At 62.4% G+C, this 24,246-nt stretch carries 20 protein-coding genes and 1 pseudogene; 11 read left to right on the top strand and 10 right to left on the bottom strand.

What is annotated here, in order from left to right; genetic code table 11:
- Positions 1-11: 11 nt before the first annotated feature.
- The gene (locus ACLBWT_RS10910) at positions 12-497 is read right to left on the bottom strand and encodes a GAF domain-containing protein (protein WP_447663153.1); all 486 of its coding nucleotides are present in this window, start codon (positions 495-497) and stop codon (positions 12-14) included.
- Between the two features lie 148 nt (positions 498-645).
- Between ACLBWT_RS10910 and ACLBWT_RS10905 the strand changes: the two genes are divergently transcribed.
- Both ACLBWT_RS10905 and ACLBWT_RS10900 read left to right on the top strand, forming a co-directional pair.
- On the top strand, positions 646-1,380 hold the full coding sequence (locus ACLBWT_RS10905) for a TetR/AcrR family transcriptional regulator (RefSeq protein ID WP_447663152.1): 735 nt from the start codon (positions 646-648) through the stop codon (positions 1,378-1,380).
- A gap of 149 nt (positions 1,381-1,529) precedes the next feature.
- Positions 1,530-2,492 (top strand): transglycosylase SLT domain-containing protein, encoded by a 963-nt coding sequence (locus ACLBWT_RS10900; RefSeq protein ID WP_447663151.1) that lies wholly within the window; start codon positions 1,530-1,532, stop codon positions 2,490-2,492.
- A 253-nt stretch (positions 2,493-2,745) separates the two neighbouring features.
- On the opposite strand, the gene ACLBWT_RS10895 is transcribed toward ACLBWT_RS10900, so the two are convergent.
- The 3 genes from ACLBWT_RS10895 to ACLBWT_RS10885 are packed head-to-tail and all read right to left on the bottom strand — an operon-like array spanning position 2,746 to position 3,776.
- Positions 2,746-2,889: a hypothetical protein gene (locus ACLBWT_RS10895; RefSeq protein ID WP_447663150.1), complete on the bottom strand. Its 144-nt coding sequence runs from the start codon at positions 2,887-2,889 to the stop codon at positions 2,746-2,748.
- A 22-nt stretch (positions 2,890-2,911) separates the two neighbouring features.
- Positions 2,912-3,241, bottom strand: coding sequence for a hypothetical protein (locus ACLBWT_RS10890; protein ID WP_447663149.1), 330 nt, complete (start codon positions 3,239-3,241; stop codon positions 2,912-2,914).
- Between the two features lie 16 nt (positions 3,242-3,257).
- Complete coding sequence (locus ACLBWT_RS10885) at positions 3,258-3,776, bottom strand: CcdC protein domain-containing protein (protein WP_447663148.1); 519 nt, start codon at positions 3,774-3,776, stop codon at positions 3,258-3,260.
- Positions 3,777-3,967: 191 nt separating this feature from the next.
- On the opposite strand from ACLBWT_RS10885, the gene ACLBWT_RS10880 reads away from it, so the two are divergent.
- The gene (locus ACLBWT_RS10880; RefSeq protein WP_447663147.1) at positions 3,968-5,755 is read left to right on the top strand and encodes an ABC transporter ATP-binding protein; all 1,788 of its coding nucleotides are present in this window, start codon (positions 3,968-3,970) and stop codon (positions 5,753-5,755) included.
- Entirely contained in the window at positions 5,752-7,635 is a 1,884-nt protein-coding gene (locus ACLBWT_RS10875) for an ABC transporter ATP-binding protein (protein ID WP_447663146.1), read from the top strand. The genes ACLBWT_RS10880 and ACLBWT_RS10875 overlap by 4 nt, the downstream gene beginning before the upstream one ends.
- Before the next feature lie 290 nt (positions 7,636-7,925).
- Here ACLBWT_RS10875 and ACLBWT_RS10870 read toward each other — a convergent pair whose 3' ends face one another.
- Both ACLBWT_RS10870 and ACLBWT_RS10865 read right to left on the bottom strand, forming a co-directional pair.
- Positions 7,926-8,117, bottom strand: a complete 192-nt coding sequence (locus ACLBWT_RS10870; RefSeq protein ID WP_021882196.1) for a hypothetical protein — start codon at positions 8,115-8,117, stop codon at positions 7,926-7,928.
- A gap of 247 nt (positions 8,118-8,364) precedes the next feature.
- Complete coding sequence (locus ACLBWT_RS10865) at positions 8,365-9,186, bottom strand: phosphotransferase (RefSeq protein ID WP_447663145.1); 822 nt, start codon at positions 9,184-9,186, stop codon at positions 8,365-8,367.
- Between the two features lie 164 nt (positions 9,187-9,350).
- Between ACLBWT_RS10865 and ACLBWT_RS10860 the strand changes: the two genes are divergently transcribed.
- Positions 9,351-9,686: a hypothetical protein gene (locus ACLBWT_RS10860; protein WP_447663144.1), complete on the top strand. Its 336-nt coding sequence runs from the start codon at positions 9,351-9,353 to the stop codon at positions 9,684-9,686.
- Complete coding sequence (yidC, locus tag ACLBWT_RS10855; RefSeq protein WP_447663143.1) at positions 9,641-10,705, top strand: membrane protein insertase YidC; 1,065 nt, start codon at positions 9,641-9,643, stop codon at positions 10,703-10,705. The genes ACLBWT_RS10860 and yidC overlap by 46 nt, the downstream gene beginning before the upstream one ends.
- 111 nt (positions 10,706-10,816) lie before the next feature.
- On the opposite strand, the gene ACLBWT_RS10850 is transcribed toward yidC, so the two are convergent.
- Both ACLBWT_RS10850 and ACLBWT_RS10845 read right to left on the bottom strand, forming a co-directional pair.
- On the bottom strand, positions 10,817-11,272 hold the full coding sequence (locus ACLBWT_RS10850) for a hypothetical protein (RefSeq protein WP_447663142.1): 456 nt from the start codon (positions 11,270-11,272) through the stop codon (positions 10,817-10,819).
- Between the two features lie 431 nt (positions 11,273-11,703).
- The gene (locus ACLBWT_RS10845; protein ID WP_447663141.1) at positions 11,704-12,477 is read right to left on the bottom strand and encodes an ABC transporter ATP-binding protein; all 774 of its coding nucleotides are present in this window, start codon (positions 12,475-12,477) and stop codon (positions 11,704-11,706) included.
- A 164-nt stretch (positions 12,478-12,641) separates the two neighbouring features.
- Here ACLBWT_RS10845 and ACLBWT_RS10840 point away from each other — a divergent pair, with 164 nt between their 5' ends.
- The 4 genes and pseudogenes from ACLBWT_RS10840 to ACLBWT_RS10825 form a co-directional block, all read left to right on the top strand.
- Positions 12,642-12,965 (top strand): hypothetical protein, encoded by a 324-nt coding sequence (locus ACLBWT_RS10840; protein ID WP_447663140.1) that lies wholly within the window; start codon positions 12,642-12,644, stop codon positions 12,963-12,965.
- A gap of 75 nt (positions 12,966-13,040) precedes the next feature.
- Positions 13,041-13,214, top strand: coding sequence for a helix-turn-helix domain-containing protein (locus tag ACLBWT_RS10835; RefSeq protein WP_447663139.1), 174 nt, complete (start codon positions 13,041-13,043; stop codon positions 13,212-13,214).
- Positions 13,215-13,349: 135 nt separating this feature from the next.
- Positions 13,350-16,115 carry a choice-of-anchor I family protein gene (locus ACLBWT_RS10830; RefSeq protein WP_447663138.1) on the top strand — a complete coding sequence of 922 codons (2,766 nt, stop codon included), beginning with the start codon at positions 13,350-13,352 and terminating at the stop codon, positions 16,113-16,115.
- Positions 16,116-16,427: 312 nt separating this feature from the next.
- Positions 16,428-16,809, top strand: a pseudogene (locus ACLBWT_RS10825) (sulfatase-like hydrolase/transferase); the annotation flags it as partial.
- Here the strand turns inward: ACLBWT_RS10825 and ACLBWT_RS10820 are convergent.
- Together ACLBWT_RS10820 and ACLBWT_RS10815 are read right to left on the bottom strand one after the other, a co-directional pair.
- Positions 16,806-17,591, bottom strand: coding sequence for a helix-turn-helix domain-containing protein (locus ACLBWT_RS10820; RefSeq protein WP_447663137.1), 786 nt, complete (start codon positions 17,589-17,591; stop codon positions 16,806-16,808). The pseudogene ACLBWT_RS10825 and the gene ACLBWT_RS10820 sit on opposite strands and share 4 nt — an antisense overlap.
- A 126-nt stretch (positions 17,592-17,717) precedes the next feature.
- Positions 17,718-22,574 (bottom strand): DEAD/DEAH box helicase, encoded by a 4,857-nt coding sequence (locus ACLBWT_RS10815; RefSeq protein ID WP_447663136.1) that lies wholly within the window; start codon positions 22,572-22,574, stop codon positions 17,718-17,720.
- A 336-nt stretch (positions 22,575-22,910) separates the two neighbouring features.
- Between ACLBWT_RS10815 and ACLBWT_RS10810 the strand changes: the two genes are divergently transcribed.
- On the top strand, positions 22,911-24,194 hold the full coding sequence (locus tag ACLBWT_RS10810) for a stalk domain-containing protein (protein ID WP_447663135.1): 1,284 nt from the start codon (positions 22,911-22,913) through the stop codon (positions 24,192-24,194).
- Positions 24,195-24,246: the final 52 nt, after the last annotated feature.

Raw genomic sequence — 24,246 nt, 5'->3', positions numbered from 1 at the left:
CCGGGCGCCGACTAGCCGAGCCGTGCCGAGAGCACGGATGCGAAGCGCTCCAGCTGCACGCGGTCGGTCTCGTCGAAGCGGTTCAGGCTCGGGCTGTCGATGTCGAGCACGCCGATCAGGCGGCCGTCTGCGGCGAGCAGGGGCACGACGATCTCCGACTGCGAGGCGGCGTCGCAGGCGATATGGCCCGGAAAGGCATGCACGTCAGGGACGAGCATCGTTTCCTTGCGCTCCGCCGCCGTGCCGCAGACGCCGCGCCCGACCGGGATGCGGACGCAGGCCGGAAGCCCTTGGAAAGGGCCGAGCACGAGTCCCTGCTCGTCGAGCAGGTAGAATCCGGCCCAGTTGATATCCGTGAGGAACTGCGCGAGCAGCGCCGAGGCGTTGGCCAGGTTGGCGATGGCGTTCGGCTCGTCCTCGATCAGCGCTTCGAGCTGGCGGATGACCGTCCCGTACTGCTCTTCGCGAGTTCCGTCGTAAGTTACTGTATGGAACATTTGTCTCTTCCCCTTTCTTCGTGGACTTACAATATCATATCTGCGGCACTGCGGTAAATGGCATGGACGTCCAGTTATTGACCGATCGTTCTGAAACGAATATACTGGATTAAATTTGAAGCCGATAAGAACAAAATGGAGGTGCAGGATGGCCAGACCGAAGGAGTTCGACCCTGCGAAGGCGCTGGACCAGGCGCTGGAAGCATTTTGGGATCAAGGCTACGAAGCCGCATCCGTGCAGGGGCTGTGCTCCGCCATGGGCATCAACCGCGGAAGCCTCTACGACACGTTCGGAGACAAGGAGACGCTCTTCACCGCCTGCATGGATCGTTTCCGCGCGATGCAGGAGCAAGGCATCTACAAGATTCTGGAACGCCGCGATGAAGATCCGCGGGAGCAGCTGCGGCTGTTCTTCGATGCGGTCGTCGAGTCTTCCCTGGTGAACTTTTCCCGGGGCAGAGGCTGCTTCATGACGAACACGACGCTCGGCTCGTCGGTCCGTCTCCCCTCGATCGCGCAGCGGGTGGAGGATTATCAGCTCTATACCGAAGACGTGCTGCTGCGTTTTCTGGAGGACGCGTCAAGGCGCGGATGGACCAAGGAAGGCTTGCAGCCTCGCGAGGCTGCAAGCCTTCCTGCTCGCCCTCAAGCAGGGAATCCATGTCACCGCACGCACGGAAGCGGGACGGAGCATGCTGGAGGATGTATGCCGGATGGCCGTGAATGCCGTATTTTGAGCGGCGTTTGCGCGCTCTTTTTTGAACGATCGTTCCAACAACCTGTCCAACGAAAGGGGAGTGTCTCGAATGAAAAGAATGCTTGGCATCCTCATCATCAACATCGTCGAGCGCTGCAAGCCGGCAGCCATAGTAGTTCTGAATAAAATAGAAATACATATTATAGTTTGATGAACCGCCTTCCCATGGGTCGCTGCTAGTTCAGAAAGGAGGAATAGCCAACGATAGAATGATCATCCAGTTTTGGCTTCGCAAAATGTAATCGATTTTATTTCGAAGAAAGGTTGTGTTCCTGATGAGTCTTCCTTCTTCCCTCCAAAAAAAGATGGCCTTTACGTTAGCGCTTCTGGTCGGAGTTATGATGATCGCATTTCCGCCAGCCAAAGCATCCGCAGCGACTTTATACAGCCTCCAAGCACGAGCCAACAACAGTTATGTCAGTGCCGACAATTATGGCAGCAATCCTTTAGTGGCCAATCGGACTTCGGCCAGCGCATGGGAACAATTCCAGGTGATCAATAATTCGGATGGCACCATCTCTCTCCTGTCCATGGCCAACAACAGCTACGTGGCGGCCGATCTTAATCAAGGAGCGAAGCTGATTGCCAGAAGCGCCAGCATCCAGCAATGGGAGAAATTTACGAAGGTCGTCTTGGCGGACGGAACCATCGCGCTAAGAGCCTTGGCCAACAATCAGTATGTATCGACCGATTTGAACAACGGCGCGGTTCTGGTGGCGAACAGAGCTGCCGTAGGCGGCTCATGGGAAGCATATAACCTTGTCAGCACCGGCTCTACGGGCACGGGCGTATCCAAACCAGCCGAAGCCCCCGGCTATATTTGGAACTATGCGGTGAATGCGGACAATCGGTTTGGCAAAAACGGCGATTTCGCTTTGCTCCTTTGTGCCGTGATCAAAAAAGAAACGAACTATGGCACCTATACATCCGGTCCATCCGGTGCGGATGGACTGATGCAGGTGGAACCGAACACAAGAAACGGCTATTCCAGCCAGTTCCTCTCAACATTCGGGCATGCCTACAACCACGGCGATCAGCAGGACCAAGTGTATATGGGAGCCATGATTCTAAATGATATGATCAATAGGGGAGGATACATCTGGAAAGGGTTGGCGTTGTACAACGGGGGACCCAACTGGTATCCGGGAGCGACGGATTCCTACGGCCGTGTCATTCATGCCGAACAATACGCTGACGAGGTCTATGCAACCTATCGCAGCTACGGCGGTTTGAACTGAGACGAACGAATCTGAGATAGGGCACCCATGAAAAGCAACGTTGCTTTTCATAACGATTGGACCCTTTTCTTCCTTTCCGCATGCTGACTATAAAGGGCGGCTCTATAGGCCAAGGCTAGCGGACTCCCCTTCCGTTGTGAAGGGGAGTCCGCTAGCGCCGGTATCGGTAGGAACCGCTCCTCGCGCTTTCTGCTCATACGAAAGCCGGCATCTCCCGCTGGGGCAGAGGCCGGCTTGGGCCGCTTGCAAGGAGCTACAATGCCGAGGCTGCCCGGCGGACGAGCCCGGCTTCGAGGTCTTGTCCTTGCTTCAGCTTGATCGTCTTTCTCTCCGGAGGTCCATCGAACAGCCCGGCGGGAAGCTCCAGCCCTTCGGCATTGAAGATGGTGAAGCTCACCGCTTCCTGGCCATTCCCCTTCTTATAAGATTGAAAATACGGTTGCCAAGGCGAAGAGGATCGCCATAGCGGCAGCAGTCAAGGCGAATCCCTTGACATAGCTGCGGGCGAAGGACGGCCCTTCCTGCCGCTCGCGGCCGGACCACTTCCATATGGCTCCAAGCGCGAGACCGGCCAGCGCGATCCGGACGGCAAAGCGGAGAAGGTTCAGGATGTAATCCCGCAATGGAAGCTCGACCACGGACTTTACTCGGCCGGAGATCTGCGTGAAGGAGTCGGGCACGAGGAGCAGCCCCAAGGCCAGGCCGAGCAGAAACGTGTACAAGGCCGTTTTGAGCAGGTAACGCTCCATAGGTATGATCTCCTTTCTATCTCTCGATGGAACCGTCCCTTAGAGGGCTCATCGCTTTCCTGTATTTGAAGAAGCTTCCTATCCTCCACACGGCGATGTAGCAGACGGCGATCGACATCGTGAGGAAGATGAATTGGCCTGGCTGCAATTCCCTCAGATACTGGGACAAGGCGAGCCTGAGCACGATGACGACGAGAATTACATACTTGAAATATGCGTTCGGCTTCGTATACACGCGGCCGTCCGCATTCAGCTCGTACCCGGTATGGTACAGCATCACCGCGCCAAGCGCGATTCCGATCAGCACGGCGCACAGCTCCTCCCACAGGGGAGGGTATTGCACGGCTTGGCCGGTTGCGGACAAGGACGACAAGCTGGCGAAAAAGCCGAGCAGCACGAAGAGGATCGGCAGCATCATGAGCCATCCGCCGGCACGGATCGGACGGGCCTGGGAGGAGCGCACGGAACGGCGCCAGTATACGAGAAGCAGGACGAGCAGGATGAAGCCATAGGTGCCGAGCATCTGCGAATTCAAATCGTTCACTCCTTGAGCGGCCGCTGGGGCAGGCCTGCTGTATAGGATAAGTGTAAGTGGATTCCCAATTTCATACAATAGCGAATAGGCTCGAAATTGGATTCAACCGACTAGTTTGGTTTAGGCCGAATTCGCCATTGACGATCGAGAGGGGGCTGAAGTACAGTAACGGAATGGAAGGAAGTGTTCGTATGTCAGGGGAACAAACGGCGGGCGCCGTCAAGCCTGCCAAGGGCTGGGGAGTCTACCGCGAGATGCTGGCCCGCTACGTTTTTCCGCAGCGCCGGCTGCTGTGGAGCCTGACGGCTCTGCTGCTCGTCTCGATCGGGCTGCAGCTGGTCAATCCGCAGATCATCAGGTATTTCATCGACAGCGCCCAGGGCCAAGGGAGCATCACGGCGCTGTACTATGCGGCGGGGCTGTTCATCGCTTTTTCTTTGCTTCAGCAGGGGGTTTCGGTAGCGGCGGCCTACTTCAGCGAGAATCTCGGCTGGACGACGACGAACAAGCTGCGCGCGGAGCTCGCCGAGCATTGCCTGTCGCTGGACATGAGCTTCCACAAGACGCAGACGTCGGGCTCCCTTATCGAGCGGGTGGACGGCGACGTCAACGCGCTGGCGAATTTCTTCTCCAGCTTCATCATCCACCTGGCCGGCAACGTCGTCCTGATGCTCGGCATCCTGGCGCTGCTGTTCCGCGAGAACTTCTGGATCGGGCTCGTCATGACGGCGTTCGTCATCGGGGCTGTGTACGTCATCCAGTGGATCCGCAAGTTCAACGTCCCCGTGTGGAAGAACTGGAGGCAGATCAACGCCGAGTTCTACGGCTTCATCGGGGAGCATCTGGAGGGCACTGAGGACACCCGTGCCAACGGAGCGGCGGGGTACGTCATGAACCGCTTCTACGAGATGACGCGCCGCATGCTGCCCATCCGCTTGCGGGCCTTCCTCGGATTCTGCATGATGTGGAGCACGACGATCCTGGTGTTCGCGCTGGGCAACGCGGCGGCCTTCATCGTCTGCGCGATTCTGTGGAAGAACGGCCAGAGCGGCCTGACGATCGGCTCCATCTATCTGGTGTTCTATTACACGGAGCAGCTGGCGAAGCCGATCGAGAAGATCCGCACCCAGCTTGAGGATCTGCAAAAAGCGGATGCCAGCCTCATGCGCGTGCGCGACCTGCTGGCGACGAAGCCGCTGATCCAAGACGGGCCGGGAGCTCCGCTGCCGGAGGGACCGCTCGCGGTGGAATTCCGTGATTTGGAATTCGCCTACGAGGAAGGCGGCCGCGCCACGCTCGACCATCTGCAGCTTAGGCTCGAGCCGGGGCAGACGCTCGGTCTGCTGGGACGGACCGGCAGCGGAAAGACGACGATCGCGCGCCTGCTGCTGCGCTTCTACGATCCGCAGTCCGGCGCCATCGAGCTGGCAGGGACGGACATCCGCCAGTGCAAGCTCCATGAGCTGCGCCGCAAGGTCGCGATGGTGACGCAGAACATCGAGATTCTGGAAGGAAGCGTCCGCGATAATCTGACGCTGTTCGATGACGGCATCCGGGACGAGAGAATCGCCGAGGTGCTGCATGATCTGGGCCTCGGCGCCTGGTATGAGGCGCTGCCCGACGGCTTGGATACGATGCTCGCCTCCGGCGGCGGCAGCCTGTCGGCAGGAGAGGCGCAGTTGCTGGCGTTCGCCCGCGTCTTCCTGACGAATCCCGGCCTTGTCATTCTCGACGAAGCCAGCTCGCGCCTGGATCCGTTGACGGAAGCGCGCATCGAAGCCGCGGTCGACCGGCTGCTGGAGGAGAAGACCTGCATCATCATCGCCCACCGGCTGGCGACGATCCAGCGAGCCGACCGGATCCTGATCCTGGAGAACGGGCGGATGCTGGAGAGCGGACGCCGCGAGGAGCTCGCGGCCGATCCGAAGTCCCGGTTCAGCCGCATGCTCGCTGTAGGGATGGAGGAGGTGCTCGCATGAAGACAAGACATTTCTTCTGGCGGCTTATCGGCTACCGGCCCGGCTTGTATGTGCTCAACCTGGTGGCATGGTCGCTCATCCATATGGCTCCTCTCGTGCCGGGCCTGCTGACCAAAGCTTATTTCGACCATCTGGAAGGAACGTACGAGTTCCCTTACGGCGTCTGGGCGATAGCAGCTCTGCTCGTCGCCGCGGCGCTGGCCCGGATCGCCCTGATCTTCGGCGGCTTCCTGACCGACGTCAACTTCCGCTTCCGGATGGCGATGCTGATCCGGCGCAATATGCTCTCCCATGTGCTGAGACAGCCGGGCGCGCGGGCGATTCCAACTTCGCCGGGCGAGGCGATCAGCAACTTCCGCGACGACGTGGACCATACGGAAGAGGCGATGAGCTGGTCGGTCGACACGCTCGGGCTCGTCGGCTTCGTTGTCGTCGCCAGCTGGATTCTCGTCTCGATCGACGCCCAGCTGACCGTATTCGTGTTCGTGCCGCTCATCCTCGTCGTCACGGCAGCCCAGGTCGCGACGGCGCGCATCCACAAGTTCCGTGCCGCCAGCCGGGAATCGACGGCCAAGGTGACGGGCGCGATCAGCGAGATGTTCTCCAACGTGCAGGCCATCCAGGTGGCCGGCGCAGAGAAGCGCATCGTGGACCGGTTCGCCGCCCTGAGCGAGAACCGCCGCCAGAATATGGTCAAGGACAAGCTGCTGACCGAAACGCTGTCGTCCGTGTTCACCAACTCCGTCAATCTGGGGACGGGCCTCATTCTCGTGCTCGCCGGCTATAAAATGCGGGACGGAGGCTTCACCGTCGGCGATCTGTCGCTGTTCGTCTACTACCTCACGTTCGTGACGCAGCTGACGTCGAACGTCGGCAACTTCATGACCTACTACAAGCAGATGGCGGTCAGCTTCGAGCGCATCAAGACGATGCTGCAGGGAGCGCCGGCTTCTGTTCTGACAGCGGCCCGATATATCGGACTCGGCAAGCGCGTCGGGGGAAGGCCGGACAGGGCGGCATCCCCGGCTTCCCATCCGGCTGCGCAAGCGGCGCCGGGCGCAGGCGGACAGGAGGCCGGAGCGGCGGGCCGGCAGGCTTCCGCGCGGAGAAGCCGGAACCTGGACGACGAGCTGCCGTACTTCCAGGCGCCTCCGCTGGAGATTCTGGAAGCATCCGGCCTGACGTACCGGTATCCGGAGACGGGGCGCGGCATCGAAGGCATCAACCTGCAGATCCGCCGGGGCTCCTTCACCGTCGTCACGGGCATGATCGGCAGCGGCAAAACGACGCTCGTGCGCACGCTGCTGGGCCTCCTCCCGGCAGAGACCGGCGACATCCGCTGGAACGGCGAACGGATCGAGCAGCCGGCCGATTTCTTCGTCCCTCCGCAGAGCGCGTATACGGCCCAGATTCCGCGCCTGTACAGCGACCAGCTGCGGCACAATATCCTGCTTGGGGCCGAGGATCGGCCGGGCGGCGTGGAGCGCGCCCTGTACGCAGCCGTGATGGAAGAGGACATGGGCAATCTGGAGCATGGCCTCAGCACGATGGTCGGTCCGCGCGGCGTCAAGCTCTCCGGCGGCCAGGCGCAGCGCACGGCTGCCGCCCGCATGCTGGTGCGCGACGCGCAGCTGTACGTGTTCGACGACTTGTCGAGCGCGCTCGACGTGGAGACGGAACGCCGGCTCTGGGAGCGTCTGTTCGTCGAGAAAGGGGATGCGGCCTGCCTCGTCGTCTCCCATCGCAAGGCGGCCTTGTCCCATGCCGACCACATCATTGTGATGAACGGCGGCAAGGTCGAGGCGGAAGGCACGGCCGAGGAGCTGCTGAAATCCAGCGACAGCTTCCGCCAGCTGTGGTACGGCGAAGAAACCGGCTGAATGGCCGATTGGTCGTGCAGAGCGGAATCGCGCAAGCTTCAGACGGCAAAAGAAGAGGCTGCCCGCAAGTCATGAACATGACTAGGGGCAGCCTCTTTGCTTTTTTTGGCGCGTCGGTTCCAATGGGGCAGGGATAAGGTATAGCGGCTGCAATCTTTCGGGACCATCTTCGTATCATGCGGAGCGCATCTCTGCGGTGCCTACAGCAAGTCGAGGGGCATGCCGGAAGTTTAGGCAAAAAAGTCCTGCCATCTGGCAGGACCGGACAATCGAAACGTATGGATGCCGATTCAGAGCAAATAATGATACACATACGTTTTTCCGCACATGTTGCGCATATCCGCATCGTAGACGCGAATTCGAAGCACATCGCTGACCGTCAGCGACTGGATATAGTCATTCAGCTCGGATTGGCGCTGGAACACGAGCTCCGGCTGCTGCTCATCCTGCCCATCCGCATACCGCAGCGTCCAGGTAGACATAAGGCGGATCCTCCATCTCCTACAGTGAAGTCAGATAGATTCAGTTTTCCCACAATCAATCAACCTAATCCGAATCTGTGCAACCGGATAGCCTGCAATCGAAAAAACGGCTTGCCATCTGTGCCGGTCAGCACCTTGGGCCAGGCCAGCGGGCGCGCCGCGAGGACGGAATCGCCATCGGCGGTCAGCATGCTTGGGATATGCCTGCGGGCTCGCCGCGAGGGACGAAATCGCCATCGGCCTACGGTCATGCCGGTCGCAGGCTGTCGCGGACGATGCCCGCAAGGGACAGCTTCTCGTCGGGCGGAAGCCATTCCGTAAGTCTCGCGGCGGCAAGCGCCGGCATCCAGGCTTCGAGCTCACCGCGTTCCAAACCGCTCAGCCGCAGATAGGTGCGCAGATAGCGGGAGAGCAGCAATCTGCGGACGGAGGTCAGAATGAGCTCGAAGGCGCGGGAGGACTCCTCCGGGAGCGAGCCCGTGCGCAGCATGAGCACGGTGCGGGCGGCATCGGCGGCAGGGTGGCCGTAGCTGGCGGTCATCCAGTCGATGATCCAGCCTTTGCGGCCGTCGATCATGATGTTGTCGGGATGGAGGTCGCCGTGGAGAAGCTGGCGGCCGACGGGCAGCTTGTCCAGGCCGGCGAGAACGCCTGCCTTCTCTTCGGGGGACAAAATAGGAGCCGCTTCGATCTTCTCCCGCAACACTTCCTTGAGGCAGGGCAGCCCCGAGTCCGGTCCGGCGCCCGTGCGGTGCACGGCTACATGCAGACGGGCCATATGGGCCGCATCGCGGAAAAGATACCACGGCTTCTGAGCGAGCCGGCGCAGCATCGTGCTGCCGGACAAGCGCTCGTAGACGATGGCGGGGCGTTCTTCCCATTCCAGCAGCTGCTCGGGCTTGGGAGTAGGCAGGCCGGCTTTGACCGCGAAGCGTCCGGCCTTGAATTCGAACTCGGCATAGGCGCGCGGCATGCCTTCCTTGAAGATTTTCAGCAAGCGGTTCTGCCCATAAAGACGGATTTGCGCGGTACGGCCTTGTGCCAGCACCGCTCCGGGTGCATGCTCCATGGGTATTTTCATCTCCGATCCTAGATGCAAGGTTCTCGTACAAAATACCTATTCTGGAAACGATTCCATAATCCTTCTTCTCCCAGACAGGGAATCGGGCCTCGGTAGCGCGTGAGAGGCCGATTATGGTACGCTCAAGGTACTTGAACCGGGAGGTGAGTTTATTGTTCGAGCTTCATGAATTGCTGTCGTGGATCTGGTCCATCGGCATCGTCTGCTCCGCGGCTTATTATTATTTCGCCTGGCTCCAGGATGCAGTCCAGGATGGCGGCTGGCGCCTCACCGGAGTGCGCTTCGCGCCTCCGGCAGCGCCGAAGAGCGCCGCGATTCCAAGCCCGCTGGGGCTGCGGCTGGTCCGCCTGTCCAAGCGCAAAGATTCCCCCGATGATGACGGGGCGGATTGCCTCTCCCTCTTCCAAGGCCGCTCAGCCAACGAATGGGGAGGATATTATTCATGGACACGAACAAGGACCGCCGCTCCGCGGTTGCGGATGAACTAACGAACGGCCGCCGGAAGGAAGCTCCGCGCAAGCGCAAATTCTGGAGCCGTCCGGCCAAGGCGACCGCCGCCGCGGGCAGCCTGCTGCTGCTCGCCGGATGCGGAGCCAAAGGAACCATCGACTCGGATACACCGGGATTTTTCAACCATTACGTCGTTTATCCGCTGTCTTGGGTGCTGGAGCACCTCGCTTCTTTCTTCAGCGACAACTATGGCCTCGCCCTCATCGCCGTCACGCTGCTTGTGCGTCTCGTGCTCATGCCGCTCATGCTGCGGCAGTACCGGAGCCAGCAGATCATGAAGGGCAAGATGAAGAGGATGCAGCCGGAGCTCGAAGACCTCAAGGCGCGCCATACGGACAAGTCGCCGGAGACGATGCAGAAGCAGCAGCAGGAAATGATGGAGCTGTACAAAAAGCATGGCTACAATCCGCTGGCCATCGGCTGCCTGCCGATGCTGATCCAGCTGCCGATCCTGACCGGGCTGTATTACGCCATCCGGATGAGTCCCGATCTGGCCAGCCACACGTTCCTGTGGTTCCAGCTGGGCAAGCCGGACATCATCCTGCCTTTCCTGGCCTCCGCCGTTTACTTCGTGCAGGCCAAAGTATCCCAGAGAGGCGTCGAGCAGACGGACATGCAGCGGCAGATGAGCTGGATCATATATCTCTCGCCGATCATGATGGGCTTCTTCTCCTTCACGGCTCCAGCGGCGCTGCCGCTCTACTGGGCCGTCGGCGGCATCCTCGTTATTCTGCAGACGCTGCTTGGGCAGCGGCTGTTCCGCCATCTGGCGGAGCCCGGACATCCGGAGGAGGCGGACAGCGGTCCGGCTGCTCCCGGTGGGCTCGCGCTGGCGGGCGGAGCGTCGGTCTCGGCGGCCGCCGGAACGGGCGTTGCCCAGCAGCGCCAAGCTGCCCGGGCCAAGGGCAGCGGCGGCGGCTCCAAGCCGCGCGGCAGCTCCGGCGGCGACCGGGGCAGCGGCGGATCCCGCCAAGGACGCAAGCCGGGCAAGCGCTAGAAGGGCTTGCCGCGAAAACAGGAAAAGCCTCCATTCCGCCCGCGGGCGGAATGGAGGCTTTTTTTGTGCGTCGTGCATGATAACCGTTCCGGATGGCGCTTGCCGGCAGGCTTATACCTGGACCTCGACAGGCTCGTCGGCGCCTTTTACCTTCACCAGCATCGCCTTCACGTTCTGCGATTCGCCGAGGTTGACGTTTTTCGCATTGAATTCGAAGCTGTCCTCGAGCGTAATGCGCTGTCCTTTGTCTACCGTCTGGGCGATCTCCTTGCGCAGCGAGCGTCCAGGATCGTTCAGCAGCAGATTGCCTTTCAGCACGGGCTCGACCCATTCGACTTCAATCGGCCCCTCGCTGACATTCTCGAGCGTGACCCGGTAGGTGAACTTCTTCCAATTGTCCTTGTTCGCCATGATTTCCAGTCCTTCGGTGGCGCTGCGGGTTTTCCACCCTCCGGACACGGGGGAGGAGAAGTTGCAGCCCGCCAGCAGGAGGGAGGGCAGGATGGCGCAAAGGACGATAAGCGTAAACAGGCGGCCAGCAGGCCATATTCGGTTCGAGCGGTACATGGCGGCAGCTCCTTTATCGTAAGTTGATCAGGAATGGGCTTCTAAAAAAATCGCATGGGAGCATGTGCGAAAAGATGCTTGCGTATTGATTCCAGTGTAAAGGCTGCGCCGCTGGCGATGCAAAGGACGGAATGTGACAGATGCCGGTCATCCGGCGGATGCGTCTATTTTGTGAAGATCATGATAATATTTGCTCATTGTTCAGGTTGTAGTAAATTAATTTGCCGGAGGGGATGGGGGGATGCAATGCTGGGCAGCAAGTTTGGAGCTTGCAGCAGTGGAGCGAGGCAAGGAAGACTCCGCAGCTCCATGACAAAAAGCCCGGCATGCCGGGCTTAGTTTTGCTTTCTATCGGAGAAGCGGATTCATCTGCATAGGGTCAGAAAACAGATCATAAGTTTGGCCGCAGCCTGCTCGGCAAATCCCCTTCTCTACTCCGCTCGGACAAAATATCGATCGCCATGCCGCTCCACGGCGACGGGAGCCTCGAAAAACCGGCTTAGGATTCCGTCTGTCAGCACGTCGCCCGTGCTGCCGCTGCGGAACACCTCTCCCCTGCGAAGCAGCAGGGCATGGCCGAAGACTGGCAGGATCTCCTCCGTATGATGCGTGACGTAGATCAGCGAAGGGGCGTCGTGCTGTCGCGCCAGCCCGCCGATGCTCTCCAGCAGCCGCTCGCGGGAGAACAGATCGAGCCCGTTGCAAGGCTCGTCCAGGATGAGGATGCGCGGGCGCGCCATCAGGGCGCGGGCGATGAGCAGCTTCTGCTTCTCGCCCTGCGAGCAGGTGCCGTATTCCCGGTCCCACAAATGGGCGCAGCCGAGTGTCGCCATCAGCTCCCGCGCCGTCTCGAGGTCTTCCTCCTGAACCTTGTCATAGAGCCCGATCGTCGCATGCTTGCCGCTGATGACGACCAGCTGGGCTCGGTCGGTCTTGTACAGCTTCTCTTGCAGCGAGTTGCTGACCCACCCGATGGATTTTCGCAGCTCCCGCAGATCCACTTCGCCGTACCGCTCTTCGAGCACCTCGACCGAACCCTCCGAGGGCCAGATGTAGCCGCAAATGATGTTGAGCAGCGTCGTTTTGCCCGACCCGTTGAGGCCAAGCAGCGCCCAGTGCTCTCCCGGCTTCACTTGCCAGCTGATGTCCTGAAGCAGCATGCGCTGCTCCCTTCGCCACGACACATGGTTCAATTCGATGATCATGGTGGTTCAGACTTCCTTTCCGTTTCTTCTCTGTCGTCCGTCCCCCGTCCATTGACAAGCGACGCTGCCTATCCTCCTATCGTAACCCTAAAAGGCCAGGGACGTCACCCGCCAATGATGCGGAGCTGCCGGCCGCAATAATCGCTGCAGGGGGCGGACGGCAGATGGAGATGATGGTTCAGACCGGATCGGTCGAGTTTTGGAGAGGCGCCGAAGGCTTCGTCAATACGCCCAACATTCATGAAGACTGGGTGCAGCTGACGCTTCCGGTCCAGGGCAGCTGCGAGTTCATCCAGGACGGCTCGGCAAGAGCAGCCGGGGGCGGAATCGGCCGAGCCTTCCCTGCCTGCTCTCGAATCCGGCTCCACCTGCGCAGAGGTCGCCACCGGAACCTCTTCCGGCCCGGCGATTCCGACCGCCGCAAGCCTTTGCATGCAAAAACTCGTCGCCTTCATGAAGGAAGGCTACGCCGACCGAATCACGATTGAAGAGCTCGCCTCTATCGCCTGCTTGAGCCGGTTCCATTTTATCCGGTCGTTCCGGGTCGAGACCGGGCTGACGCCTTGCCTATACTTGCTGCGGCTGCGCATCGAGGAGGCGAAGGATCGGTCTCCCGCTCTTCGGATTCCGTGGCCCATATCAGCGGGGAGCTCGGCTTCTCCAGCCCCAGCCCGTTCTACCGCTCGTTCCAGAAGCTCGCGGGCACGACGCCGCAAGCTTACCGAAGCCGCTGGTGACAGGGCGTGCGGCCTTCATGAATTATTAACATGGCCATGATTCCTTCTTTACATCTCCTTGATATGCTGACAAGCAGGAAGAAAGCGGGCAACAGGCCTGTGCCAGCTTGTCCGCATCAGAGGGGGAAACGGAAGATGAACCGTTACAAACGCAAAATGAGCCGTACGCTGGGGCTTACGCTCAGCTTGTCGGCAGCGGCGATGGCGCTGCTGCCCGCCGGCATCGGTACAGCACAGGAGGGGGGCGCGGAGCCGGCTTTTATGGTCGGACAAGCCTTGGTCGCGCCGGCAGCCGACAGTTCCGCTGAAATGACGGCTTCGGCTGCCGTTTATCAGGACCAGATAAGCGTCACGAAGATCGGCTCCTACAGCGAAGGCGCTACGAACAAGGACGGCGGCGTAGCCGAGATCGTCAAATACAACCGTGACAACGGAAGGTTCTACCTCGTCAACGGCTCGGGCAACCCGCCGAGCCTCGATATCGTCAAGCTGGCCGCGGGACAGATGGTCAAGGAGAAGCAGATCGACATCCAGGCGCTTGCCGAGCAGGAGAGCGGATTCCTGTACGGCGATTTGACGAGCGTGGATATCAATACGGCAGCGGGCCGCGTATTCGCCGCCGTGCAGGCCAAGGGTGCCGGGGATCCGGGCCGTATTCTGGAGCTTGATTACGAGGGCAACTTGATCCGCGCTTATGAGACGGGCTTCCAGCCGGATATGGCGAAGTCGACGCCGGACGGGCGTTACGTGCTGACGGCCAACGAAGGCGAGCCGCGCGAGGCCGGCATCGATCCCGAAGGCAGCGTCACCATCGTCGACCGCCAATCGCAGTCGGTGCGCCATGCGAAGTTCGATGATCCCTCCATCATCGACGATCTCGTGCATATTCGCGGCGATGCGGACGCAAAGGGGCTGATTACGGGGCCAGGAACGAAGGAACGGGCGCTCACGGATCTGGAGCCGGAATATATCGCCTTGTCCGGAGATGCGGCCACGGCTTATGTGACGCTGCAGGAGAACAATGCCGTCGCGGAGCTGGACATCGCATCCGGCAAGTTCATATCGGTGAAGGGGCTGGGCTTCAAAGACTTCAGCAAGCCGGAAAACGCGCTCGACCTGCTCAAGGACGGCAAGATCTCGCTGGAGAACGTCCCGTTCTTCGGGCAATACATGCCGGACGGCATCGCATCCTTCCAGGCCGGGGGCAAAACCTATCTGGTCACCGGCAATGAAGGCGACGCCACCGACTTCCCCGGCCGCAAGAACGGCTCGACCGTCAAGGATCTGAAGGCGGCTCTGGATCCGGACTCGGCGGCGGCGAAGTTCCTCAACGGAACGACCGTCTACGACAAGGTCGAGGCGTCGAGCGACATGGCCAAGGACGGCATTTACATGTACGGAGGACGCTCCTTCTCCGTTTGGGACGCTGCGTCGATGAAGCAGGTGTATGACAGCGGCAGCGGCTTCGAGCGGATCACGGCCGAGCGCCTCCCGAACAACTTCAATGCCTCCAACGACAAGCCGGAGATGGATTCCCGCAGTCCGAAAAAAGGGCCGGAGCCCGAAGACGTCAAAATCGGGCATGTCGGCGACCGGACCTTGGCCTTCATCGGTCTAGAGCGCGTCGGCGGCGTCATGACTTACGACGTGACGGATCCGGAAGCGGCCCGGTTCGTCAACTACATCAATACCCGCGACTTTGGTGCCAGCGATCCGCTTGCTTCGGATACGGCTCCGGAAGGCATCGAGTTCATCTCTGCCGCAGACAGCCCGACCGGGCAGCCGCTGCTGCTTGTCGCCTTCGAGGTCAGCGGCACAGTCGGCGTTCTCCAGCTCAACACGACCCAGGTGAAGCTGGACCGGAGCGAGATCGCACTGACGGCAGGCGGCGAGGCGGAATCGCTGGCGGCAACAGTAACAGCAGGCACTTACGGCTCGAACAACGCAGCGGTGACGTGGACTTCCTCCGCGCCAGGCATCGCCTCCGTCGATGCTTCCGGCAAAGTAACCGGGCATAAAGCCGGCACAGCAGTCATCCGCGCCGTGAGCGCCGACGGCTACGGCGCTGCCGAGGCTGCGGCGAAGGTGTCGGATCCGACGCCGACGCCGTCCACCAGCCCGACGCCGACACCGTCGGCAAGTCCGGCTCCAACGCCAAGCGGCACGCCAACGCCGAGCAGCACGCCAACGCCGAGCGGCACGCCGGCGCCGAGCAGCACGCCGGCGCCAAGCGGCGCGCCGACGTCGACGGCAACTCCGGCGCCATCGGCGACGCCAACGCCATCAGCGTCTCCAAGCCCTTCCGCCGTTCCGACAGCCAGCCCGGCACCGACGCCGTCCCCTTCAGCTCCGCTGTTCGGCGACATCGGCGGCCACTGGGCTGCGGATTCCATTCGCGAGGCTTCCGCTCAAGGGCTGCTGACCGGTTATGGCGACGGCAGCTTCCGTCCGAACGCGCCCGTTACCCGACTGGAGCTTACGGCCATGCTGCTTCGCGCCATGGGAGTGAAGGAGCCCGGCGAGACCGCGGCTTCCCGCTTCTCCGACGGCGCCTCCATTCCGGCCTGGGGCCGGGCATTCGCAGCCGAGGCTGCCGAGCGCGGGCTTGTGTCCGGCTACGAGGACGGCAGCTTCCGTCCGGATCAGCGCGTCACCCGCGCCGAGCTGGCCGTGCTGCTGAGCCGCGCCGCCGGCCTTGAAGCGGCCAAGAATGCGTCTTCCGGCTTCTCCGATGCGGCGCTCATTCCGGCCTGGGCGCGGACTGCAGCCGCGTCCGCCCAAGCGGCCGGCCTGCTCCAGGGCCGCGAAGGAGGGCGCTTCGCGCCGGCAGCGCAGACGACCCGCGCCGAGGCGGCGGTCGTGCTTCTTCGCCTGCTTCAGCTGCCGTCGCAAGGGCGCTGAGCCGCAGGCGGGCCCGCCCTCCGCGCAGCGTCATCATGCCCTCTATGCAAGCGTCTCACCCGACAATCGGGGGAGACGCTTTTTTTTCATCCCTGCGGAAACTGCGGCTGTTCTCTTCATGAGGACGTCATCTGAGCTGCCGCAGCTGGCGAGGAAAGGCAGCGATAGAATACAAAGGAAACGACATTGGAATGAGGCATCTGAATAAGACATTGGAATAAGACATTGGAATAAGACATTGGAATAAGATGATGAGCTGGATTCAGGCAGCTGTGAGCTGAAGCGCTCAAGTTGCCATTTTCCAACTCCGGAATGAAGGAGGAAGGCGGCTTGAAAGGTCCCCATATTCTGCTCATCACCAGCGACCAGCAGCATGGGAATACGATCGGAGCGCTGGGCGGGGAGCCACTCACCCCGAAACCTGGACCGGCTCGCCAGAGAAGGGACGGCTTTCACGCGGGCATACTGCCCGAACCCCGCCTGTACGCCGACGAGAGCTTCCATCCTGACCGGGCGGTACCCGAGCCAGCACGGAGCCTGGACGCTGGGCACCAAGCTGCTGGAGGACCGCCGTACCGTGGCGCAGGAATTCTCGGAGCCCGGATACCGGACGGGACTCATCGGCAAAGCCCATTTCCAGCCTTTGCGCGGAAGGGATGACTATCCTTCCTTGCAAGCTTATCCGATTCTTCAGAGTCCTTGCCGAACCTTGCTCAGGAAGTTGTTCATGAGCAGAGGCAGAGAGACTAGGATCGGCGGATCATCCAGCCGGGGCTCTTGCAGCAGCACCTCCTGAGGCGGGAGGGGGACGCCCGGAAGGACGGCCAGCGGGGACTTGCTGCGGGTGCGAAGAGTCGTCTTCGGCAGCAGCATGTCCATCCTCCCCATCGTCCAGGAAATAGAGGTGGCCATCAGGTAGTAGATGCCCGGCTTCACGCCGTCGAAGCGGAAGCTGCCGGGGTAGCGGACCAGCGTGCCGTATAAAGGGAGGCCTTCCGGAATCGGCTTGGAGAACAAGCCGATGAGGACGAAGCCTTCGAACGGAACGGCGGCCTCGATGGTGCCGCTCACGCATCCCTCCCGGAAGATCGGGGCGGCAGGCTGCTCCCATTCTCTCAGCCGCCGAAGAGACTCGAAATCCCGATCCGCGCTGCGGATCGACTGGCGGAATTCGGCGGGGGATACCCCCACACGCTGCGTGAAGCGGGTCGTGAACGTGCCGAGGCTCTGCTGCCGGATCTCGAGGCCGATGTCTCGGACGCTCAGATGGGTGCGGAGCAGCATGTCCTTGGACCGCTCAAGACGAATGGAGGACACGTAATACAAGGGCGTCAGCCCCGTGCGTTCCTTGAACAGCCGGGCGAAATGCGAGGGGCTGTAGGAAATGTGCCTGGCCAGCCGGGCAAGCGGCATCGGGTCGAAAAGGTGTCGGTGAATGTAGGCGATGACCTGGTCGATTTCACTGCAAGGCACCATGGAAGGATCCTCCTCCGCCAGCCGGCGTCAAGCCCGCGATAGCATGTGATTCGAACATTCGTTCTCATTCTATCATATGGAACAGAATGGGAAAAGATCTTTTTTTTGGCCTTCTTACGGCCCCGTTCACACCTTCAGCTGGCTCTTCCATAATACGAAGCGGTGGCGGTCCTTCTCGGCTCCCAGATCCCGAAGCAGGCCGGCTCCCCGCGTATCGTCGACGGGGCTTCCGTTCCACTGCTCGACGATGACGCGCGAGAGGCCTTGCCGGATTGCGATCGTGCGCAGGATTTCCTGCAGAACCTCCGCCTCTCTCGCGTGATCTCCCTGCGAAGTCGACAGCGGATGGATCTTGCGCGCGTTGTTCTCGATCCAGTACAGCCAGCGGCCGTTCTCCAGGACCAGGTAGTTGCCGGGCTTCCGGGCGAAGACGCCCTTGCCTTCCTGCGGCCAGTCGGCGACCAGTCCGAACGGGTTGGCGGGATCCGCCGCCGACAGGACGGTCAGGCTGCGGTCCGTGTCCTGCGGGAGGGGACGGCGGACCGCCTCGGCCATCTCGCGGGTCGCGAATTGCATGGACGGCATGCCGGCGATCAGAAATCCGCGGACGAGCACGCCCCATTCCTCCAGACGTTTCAGCAGCGGCAGCAGCTCGTCCCAGGAGAAGGGAGAGACGGCGGAGACCAGATCTCGCGAGAGGATCCCGTACGATTCCAGCAGATGGTTGATCCAGCGCAGCGCGGGCGAATCCTCGGCTGGCGAGGCGAGCTGCCGGCCGGCATCTGCGGCAGGAGAATGAGCCGCCTCATGGCTGGATGTCCCGGAATTAGACAGGGAGCTGCCTGGAGCGGCAGCGATACCGGCTGCGCCCTGGCGGGCGGATGCCGCGATGGCTGATGGCGGGCCGCCTGGAGCGGCAGCGCCGTCAGCCGCAGCTGGGCGCCCGGCCGGACCGGCGCCTGAATCGCCCATTCCTGCCTCCAGGGAGCCGGTCCAGAACCAGCGGCCGAGACCGGAGCCTCCCCAGGCTCCCGGCCGGCCCTTGGGCGAGCGGGGCTTGGCGGAGGAGACGGCCCTGAGCGGAGCGAACTGGTCGTTCGACACCAGCCCTTCCCAGACCAGCTCCAGCAGCTGCTCCTGCGCCTCCGAAGGAGGCAGGCCTACTTCACGCGCGATCCGGGTCAGGAAGGAAGCGCCGCCGGCTTTGAGCGCTTGAAGCAGGGCGGGATGGGCGGAGCCGCCGTCGTCCTGGGGCAAATAAGGCGCGTACAGCTCCCGGGAATCCGGCAGGAAAAAGGCGATTCTGCCTTCCTTTTCACCCGGCTCCTTGCGCCCGAGCCAAAGCACCTCGCCGGAGGCGCAGAGCAGGTCGAGCTCCTCGGGCCGGTAGGCGGCGAGGCGCGAAGGCAGAATGAAGCTTTCCCAGTGCGACAGCGGGAAATAGAAGCCTTGCAGCGACTGCAGCACCTGCAGCAAGCCGTGCTCGCCCCGCAGCTGGCTGCCCTGCAGCGCGTGCTGGCGGAGCGCCATCTGGCCGCACCAGCGGACGGCGTCGGCAGCCTCGCTGCGGCTGCGCGCATGCTGGACGGAGAGCCGGACGACCCGCGCCGCGATCAGGCTCGAGGCATACAGGCGCTCTCCCTCCTCGGCGAACGGGGCCGTCTGGATCCGGTCGGCCTCCAGCAGACGGGAGATCAGCCTGCCGGACCCGTCGGCGCCGAGGGCCGGATAGCGTTCCGCCAGCTCTTGCTCCGTGAAGGAAAGCCGATGGGAGATGTACCGCTCGATAATGAACGACACGGAGTCCTCGTCCTCCGGAAAAGCCGCATATACGCCGGCCTCGTCCGCGCAAATGAGCCGCTCCAGGGCCGGGCCGCCGGGCGTGTAGGCGGCGACTCGTCCCTGGCGCCGCAGCGCGGCCAGCCAGCCATCCGCCACGGCCCGGCCGACAGGCTCGGCTGAGGCGGGCTCGTCCGAGCCGGCAGCGGACGCTGCCAGCCGCAGCAGCTCTTCCGGCTCCAGATCGCCCCGCCGCTTGAGCAGCTGGTACAGATCGTCCTCGCTGCGAACGCTGCCGGCTGGCCGCTCGAGCCGCTCGCGCTCCGCTTCCAGCACCTCGGGAGCGACCGCGCTCCGCAGAGCCTCGGCGCCGAACAGCTCGCCGGCGAGCTCGCGGCTCATCTGCAGCAGCTGGGCGCGGACGGCGCCGTCCAGGCCGTCGCCCTCGTAGATGCGCATGTTCACGTAATCCGCTGCGAACTGGGAGGCGAGCGGCGATGGGCGGGACGTATGCACCACCTCAAGCGAGATGCCGCCGCTCTCGATTTCCCGCAGCAGCTCCCGCAGCCGCCCGAGGTCGAGGTAGACGTTCATGCACTCCCGCATCGCCTCGGCGAGATAGGGGAAGCGATCTCCATAGGGAAGGGCGGCGCGCAGCAGCTCCTCGCTGCGCAGCCTCATCTGCCACATCGGCGTGCGGGTGAAGCTTCGGGACAGCAGCAGCGACGTCTCGGCGATGCGCCGGAAGGCGACGGCAAGCAGCGGGGAGCCGGGAATGGCCGCCAGCAGCAGCTCAGGCAGGTTGTCCGAGGAGACGGAGTGGACGGCCTGGAGCCAGGAGGGCTCCCATTCCGGCAGCACGAACTCGATCCCGTTGTCCTTGGCGTTGCCGTACAGCCGATAGGGCAGCGCTTCCTCGAATCTGCGCTCGATGGCGAGCTGCCACGTCCGGTTCACGCGGCGTCCCCAGGCATTGTGGATGACGATGTGGGTCTGGTTCGATATATCCTTGTACACCTCGACGGCGATCCGCTTGCGGGTCGGCCTGACGCCGGAGGCGGCCTGGGCGCGGACGAGGGCGGCCAGCTGCCGCGCGGAGCGGTCATCCATGCCGCTGCGCTCCCGGAGCTCGGCGATGACGGCTTCGTCTCCGGGATGGACGGGCTCGTCCGGCAGGGAGGAGCCTTCTTCAAGGCCGTCCATCCCTGAAAGGGCCGAATCGGGAGGGCGCCCGGGCCGGTGATCGTTGCGATTCCCCGCCTGAAGAGCGTCTTCATCTCCTTGCTCCAGCCTCTCCAGCAGCTCCGTCCACAGCTCCGCCACCCTCCGGCCAAGCAGGTAGGAGCGGGAGCCGGCTTCGTTGCGCCAGAACGGAATCTCGCTGAAGCTGTTCGACGTCTCGGTCACATACACGCGGTCCTTGCTGATCTGGCGGATCATCCAGGAATTCGTGCCGAGCTGGAACACGTCTCCGACCCGGCTCTCCTGGACGAATTCCTCATCCAGCTCGCCGATATGGGCGCGGCTGTCGGCATGGTGGACGGGATAAGCGCTGCTCTGCGGGATCGTGCCTGCTCCCGTGACCGCTGCCATGGAGCTGTTGCTGCGAGGTCCGACCGTGCCGGAGCCCCGGTCCCACTCCAGCAGCGGCCGGGAAAACGGATAGAAGCCGGCCAGCACCGCAAGCATCGATTCCAGCCTGCCGCGCGGGAAGGCCTGATAGCTGTCGCATCCCGCAATCAAGCGGTGCATGGCCTCCACGGTCCACTCGCCGCCGGAAGCCATGGCGACAGCCTGCTGCGACAGCACGTCAAGCGCGTCGCGCGGAATCTCGATCGGCTCGATATCGCGCTCCGCGATCATGCGGCTGAGCACCGCGATTTCGGGCAGCGCGCCGCGCTGGCGGGAGAGGATGACGCCGCGGCTCGCCTCGCCGACTCCGTGTCCGGCGCGGCCGATCCGCTGGATGCCGGAGGCGGCGGACAAGGGCGAGTCGACTTGGATGACGAGGTCGACGTGGCCGACATCGATGCCGAGCTCCAGCGACGAGGTGGCGACGATGCAGCGCAGCTCGCCCGCCTTCAGCAGCCGCTCGACCTCGAGCCGCCGCGTCCGGTCCATGCTCCCGTGATGGGCGCGGCACATCTCGTGGCCGGTGTAATCGTTCAGCCGCAGGCAGAGCCGTTCGGCCAGCCTTCGGCTGTTCACGAAGACAAGCGTCGAGCGGCTCCCTTCCATGAGCTGGAGCAGCCGGTCCATGATCGGGAACCAGACGGATTCCCGGGTCCGGTGCAGCCGGCTGTGGTCGGGCATCGTGACCGAAACCTGCATCGTTTTGGGCATCGCGCTTTCCACGATGGCTACGGGGCGAGGGAGATAGCCGAGCGGATGAGCCGGGAAGCCTTCGCCGTCCTGATCAGGCGAAAGAAGAGGAGCGGCTGAATCTGAAGCCTCCGTCCCCCCGCCTGCCCCGGGCGACCATCCCCCGAGGAAGCGGGCGACGCGCTCCATCGGCCTTACGGTCGCCGATAAGCCGATGCGCTGCAGCGGACGGCCGCACCAAGCCTCGAGCCGCTCCAGCGTCAAGGAGAGATGGGAACCGCGCTTGTCCGCCGCCAGATCGTGGATCTCGTCCACGATGACTTGGCGGGTCGTCCGCAGCATCGTTCTTCCCTTCGCCGAGCCGAGCAGGATATAGAGCGATTCGGGGGTGGTCACCAGCACGTCGGGCGGCTTGCGCAGCATGGAGGCTCGTTTGGAGGCCGGCGTATCGCCGGTCCGGACTGCGCAAGTAATCCTTTGTAATGCCGGGTCATGCCCGGCAGGATGTTCACGGGCAAGCCATTGTTCATACTGCCGCCCTATCTCCTCGACGAATCCAGTGACATGGTCGTAAATATCATTGTTCAGCGCCTTGAGCGGCGTGACATAGATGACCCGGACTCCGGACGGCGCCATGCTGCCGTCCAGGCTTTCACCCGTCTCTTCCTTGGAACGGAGCACCCGGTCCAGGCAGGGCAGCAAAGCCGCAAGCGTCTTGCCGGAGCCGGTCGGAGCGGCCAGCAGCGTATGCTCTCCCTCTCCGATGGATGCCCAGGCCCGGCGCTGGATATCGGTAGGGCTGCCGAAAGAGCCCGCAAACCATTGCGCGAGAACGGGGTGGAACCGGTTCAGCGATGGATCGGGCTGTCGATGGGTCGTCATGGAATCACCAAGCCTCCTTGTCATAGAAGGGAAAAATCGGCTCTATGGAGCCGGCAGGGCTGCGATGTAGCGGCTGCAGCGTTGTCTTCTAAGAATACTATACTTCGCTTTGCCGTCCTAATCGGAAGCGCGGCTTGCCGTTGACGTTTTCGCCTTGATTTCCGTTCGTCAAAATTTTAAAAGCAGGCCCTTGAAACCGGAGCAGCTGCTCGGCGCAACGATGGAAAGGAGTGGCCCTGTGAAACATTCGGGACAGGAATGCGTCTACTCTAGTGGAAATATCCGGTTGATAAACGACGAATGGCATCGATTTCGACTCAAGGAGGCTGTCTTCATATGATCTTGACATCCATCCGCCGCCCCGCTCTCGCTGTGCTGGCGGCAACCATTTTGGCCGCAGGCGGCATGGGGGCCGGCACGGCTGCCGCAGCCGGCTCGGCTCCGTCCGCGACCATTCTGCTGGACGGGTATCCGCTCGTTTTCCCGGCCCAGCCGATCATCCAGAACGGGACGACGATGGTTCCTTTCCGGGCCATTGCCGAAGCGCTGCAGATTCCCGTCGAGTGGAATGCCGCGGGCAAGACGGTTACGGCCGTCAAGACCACGGATGAAGGCCAGCGCAAAGTCGTGCTGCGCCAAGGCAGCAAGCAGGCGACGGTCGACGGCGAGGCGGCTCAGCTCGGGGCCGCCCCCGTGCAGAAGAGCGGAACGGTCCTCGTTCCGCTGAGCTTTTTCAGCAGCGCGTTCGGAGCGCAAGTGAGCTGGGACGGGGCGACCCGCACCGTATCGATCGTTTCTCCTCCGGAGAAGCTGTACACGAAAGCTTATTACGCCATCAAGTCCTATTCCCAAGTGAAGCAGTTGGGCCGCTTCGACGCGGTCGCCTTCGGCTGGGGCCGGATCGGGGAAGACGGCAGGCTGACGCTCAAGGGCAAAGACTTCTACTGGCCCCAAGCCGACGGCGACGTCACTCCCGAATCGATCGTAGCGGGCGCGGGAGCGGCGGGCGGCCACACGGAATTCATGGTCTTCTCCGGGGATGTCAAAGGCGAGCTGACCAAAATGCTCGGGGATTCCTCCTTGAGAGCCGATACGGTCAAAGGAATCGTGCATGCCGCTTCGCAGGGAGGCTTCAAATCCATCGATCTGGACTTTGAAGGACTCGGATTGACCGGAGACAAGGCGGCGGCCGCGCAGTCGTTCAACGTGTTCGTCAAGGAGCTGCGCGCTGCGTCCAAGGCGGCCGGACTCGGCCTGTCGCTGTCGCTGCATCCGTTGAACGGCTCCTACAAAGGCTATGATTACAAAACGCTGTCGCAGCTGTCCGACGAGATCGCGATCATGGCGTACGACTATGAGCAGGGCGGCAAGCCGGAGCCTCTGGCCAAGGTGGACGAGGCCATCAGGCTGGCATTGAAAGAGACCGACCGCAGCAAGCTGCTGCTCGGGATCAACTTCAACAGCGAAACGGCGCAGACGCTGTCCGGCCCGGCGGGGCTGGCCAAGCGGTACGGCCTCAAGGGCATCGCGCTGTGGCGGCTCGGCCCCGGCCTGGTCGACGCCGATTCCTTGGCTGCTCTGGAACGGACGGTCAAGCTCAGAGGTCCTGCCGAGGGCTGATGCCGTCGATCCGAATTCAACTGCAGCATAGAGGAAGGGGGACTTGGCCGGA

It is taken from the genome of Paenibacillus sp. D51F (assembly GCF_053345695.1).
The sequence above is the reverse complement of the archived record's forward strand: the minus strand, read 5'-3'. Positions and strand labels throughout refer to the sequence as shown.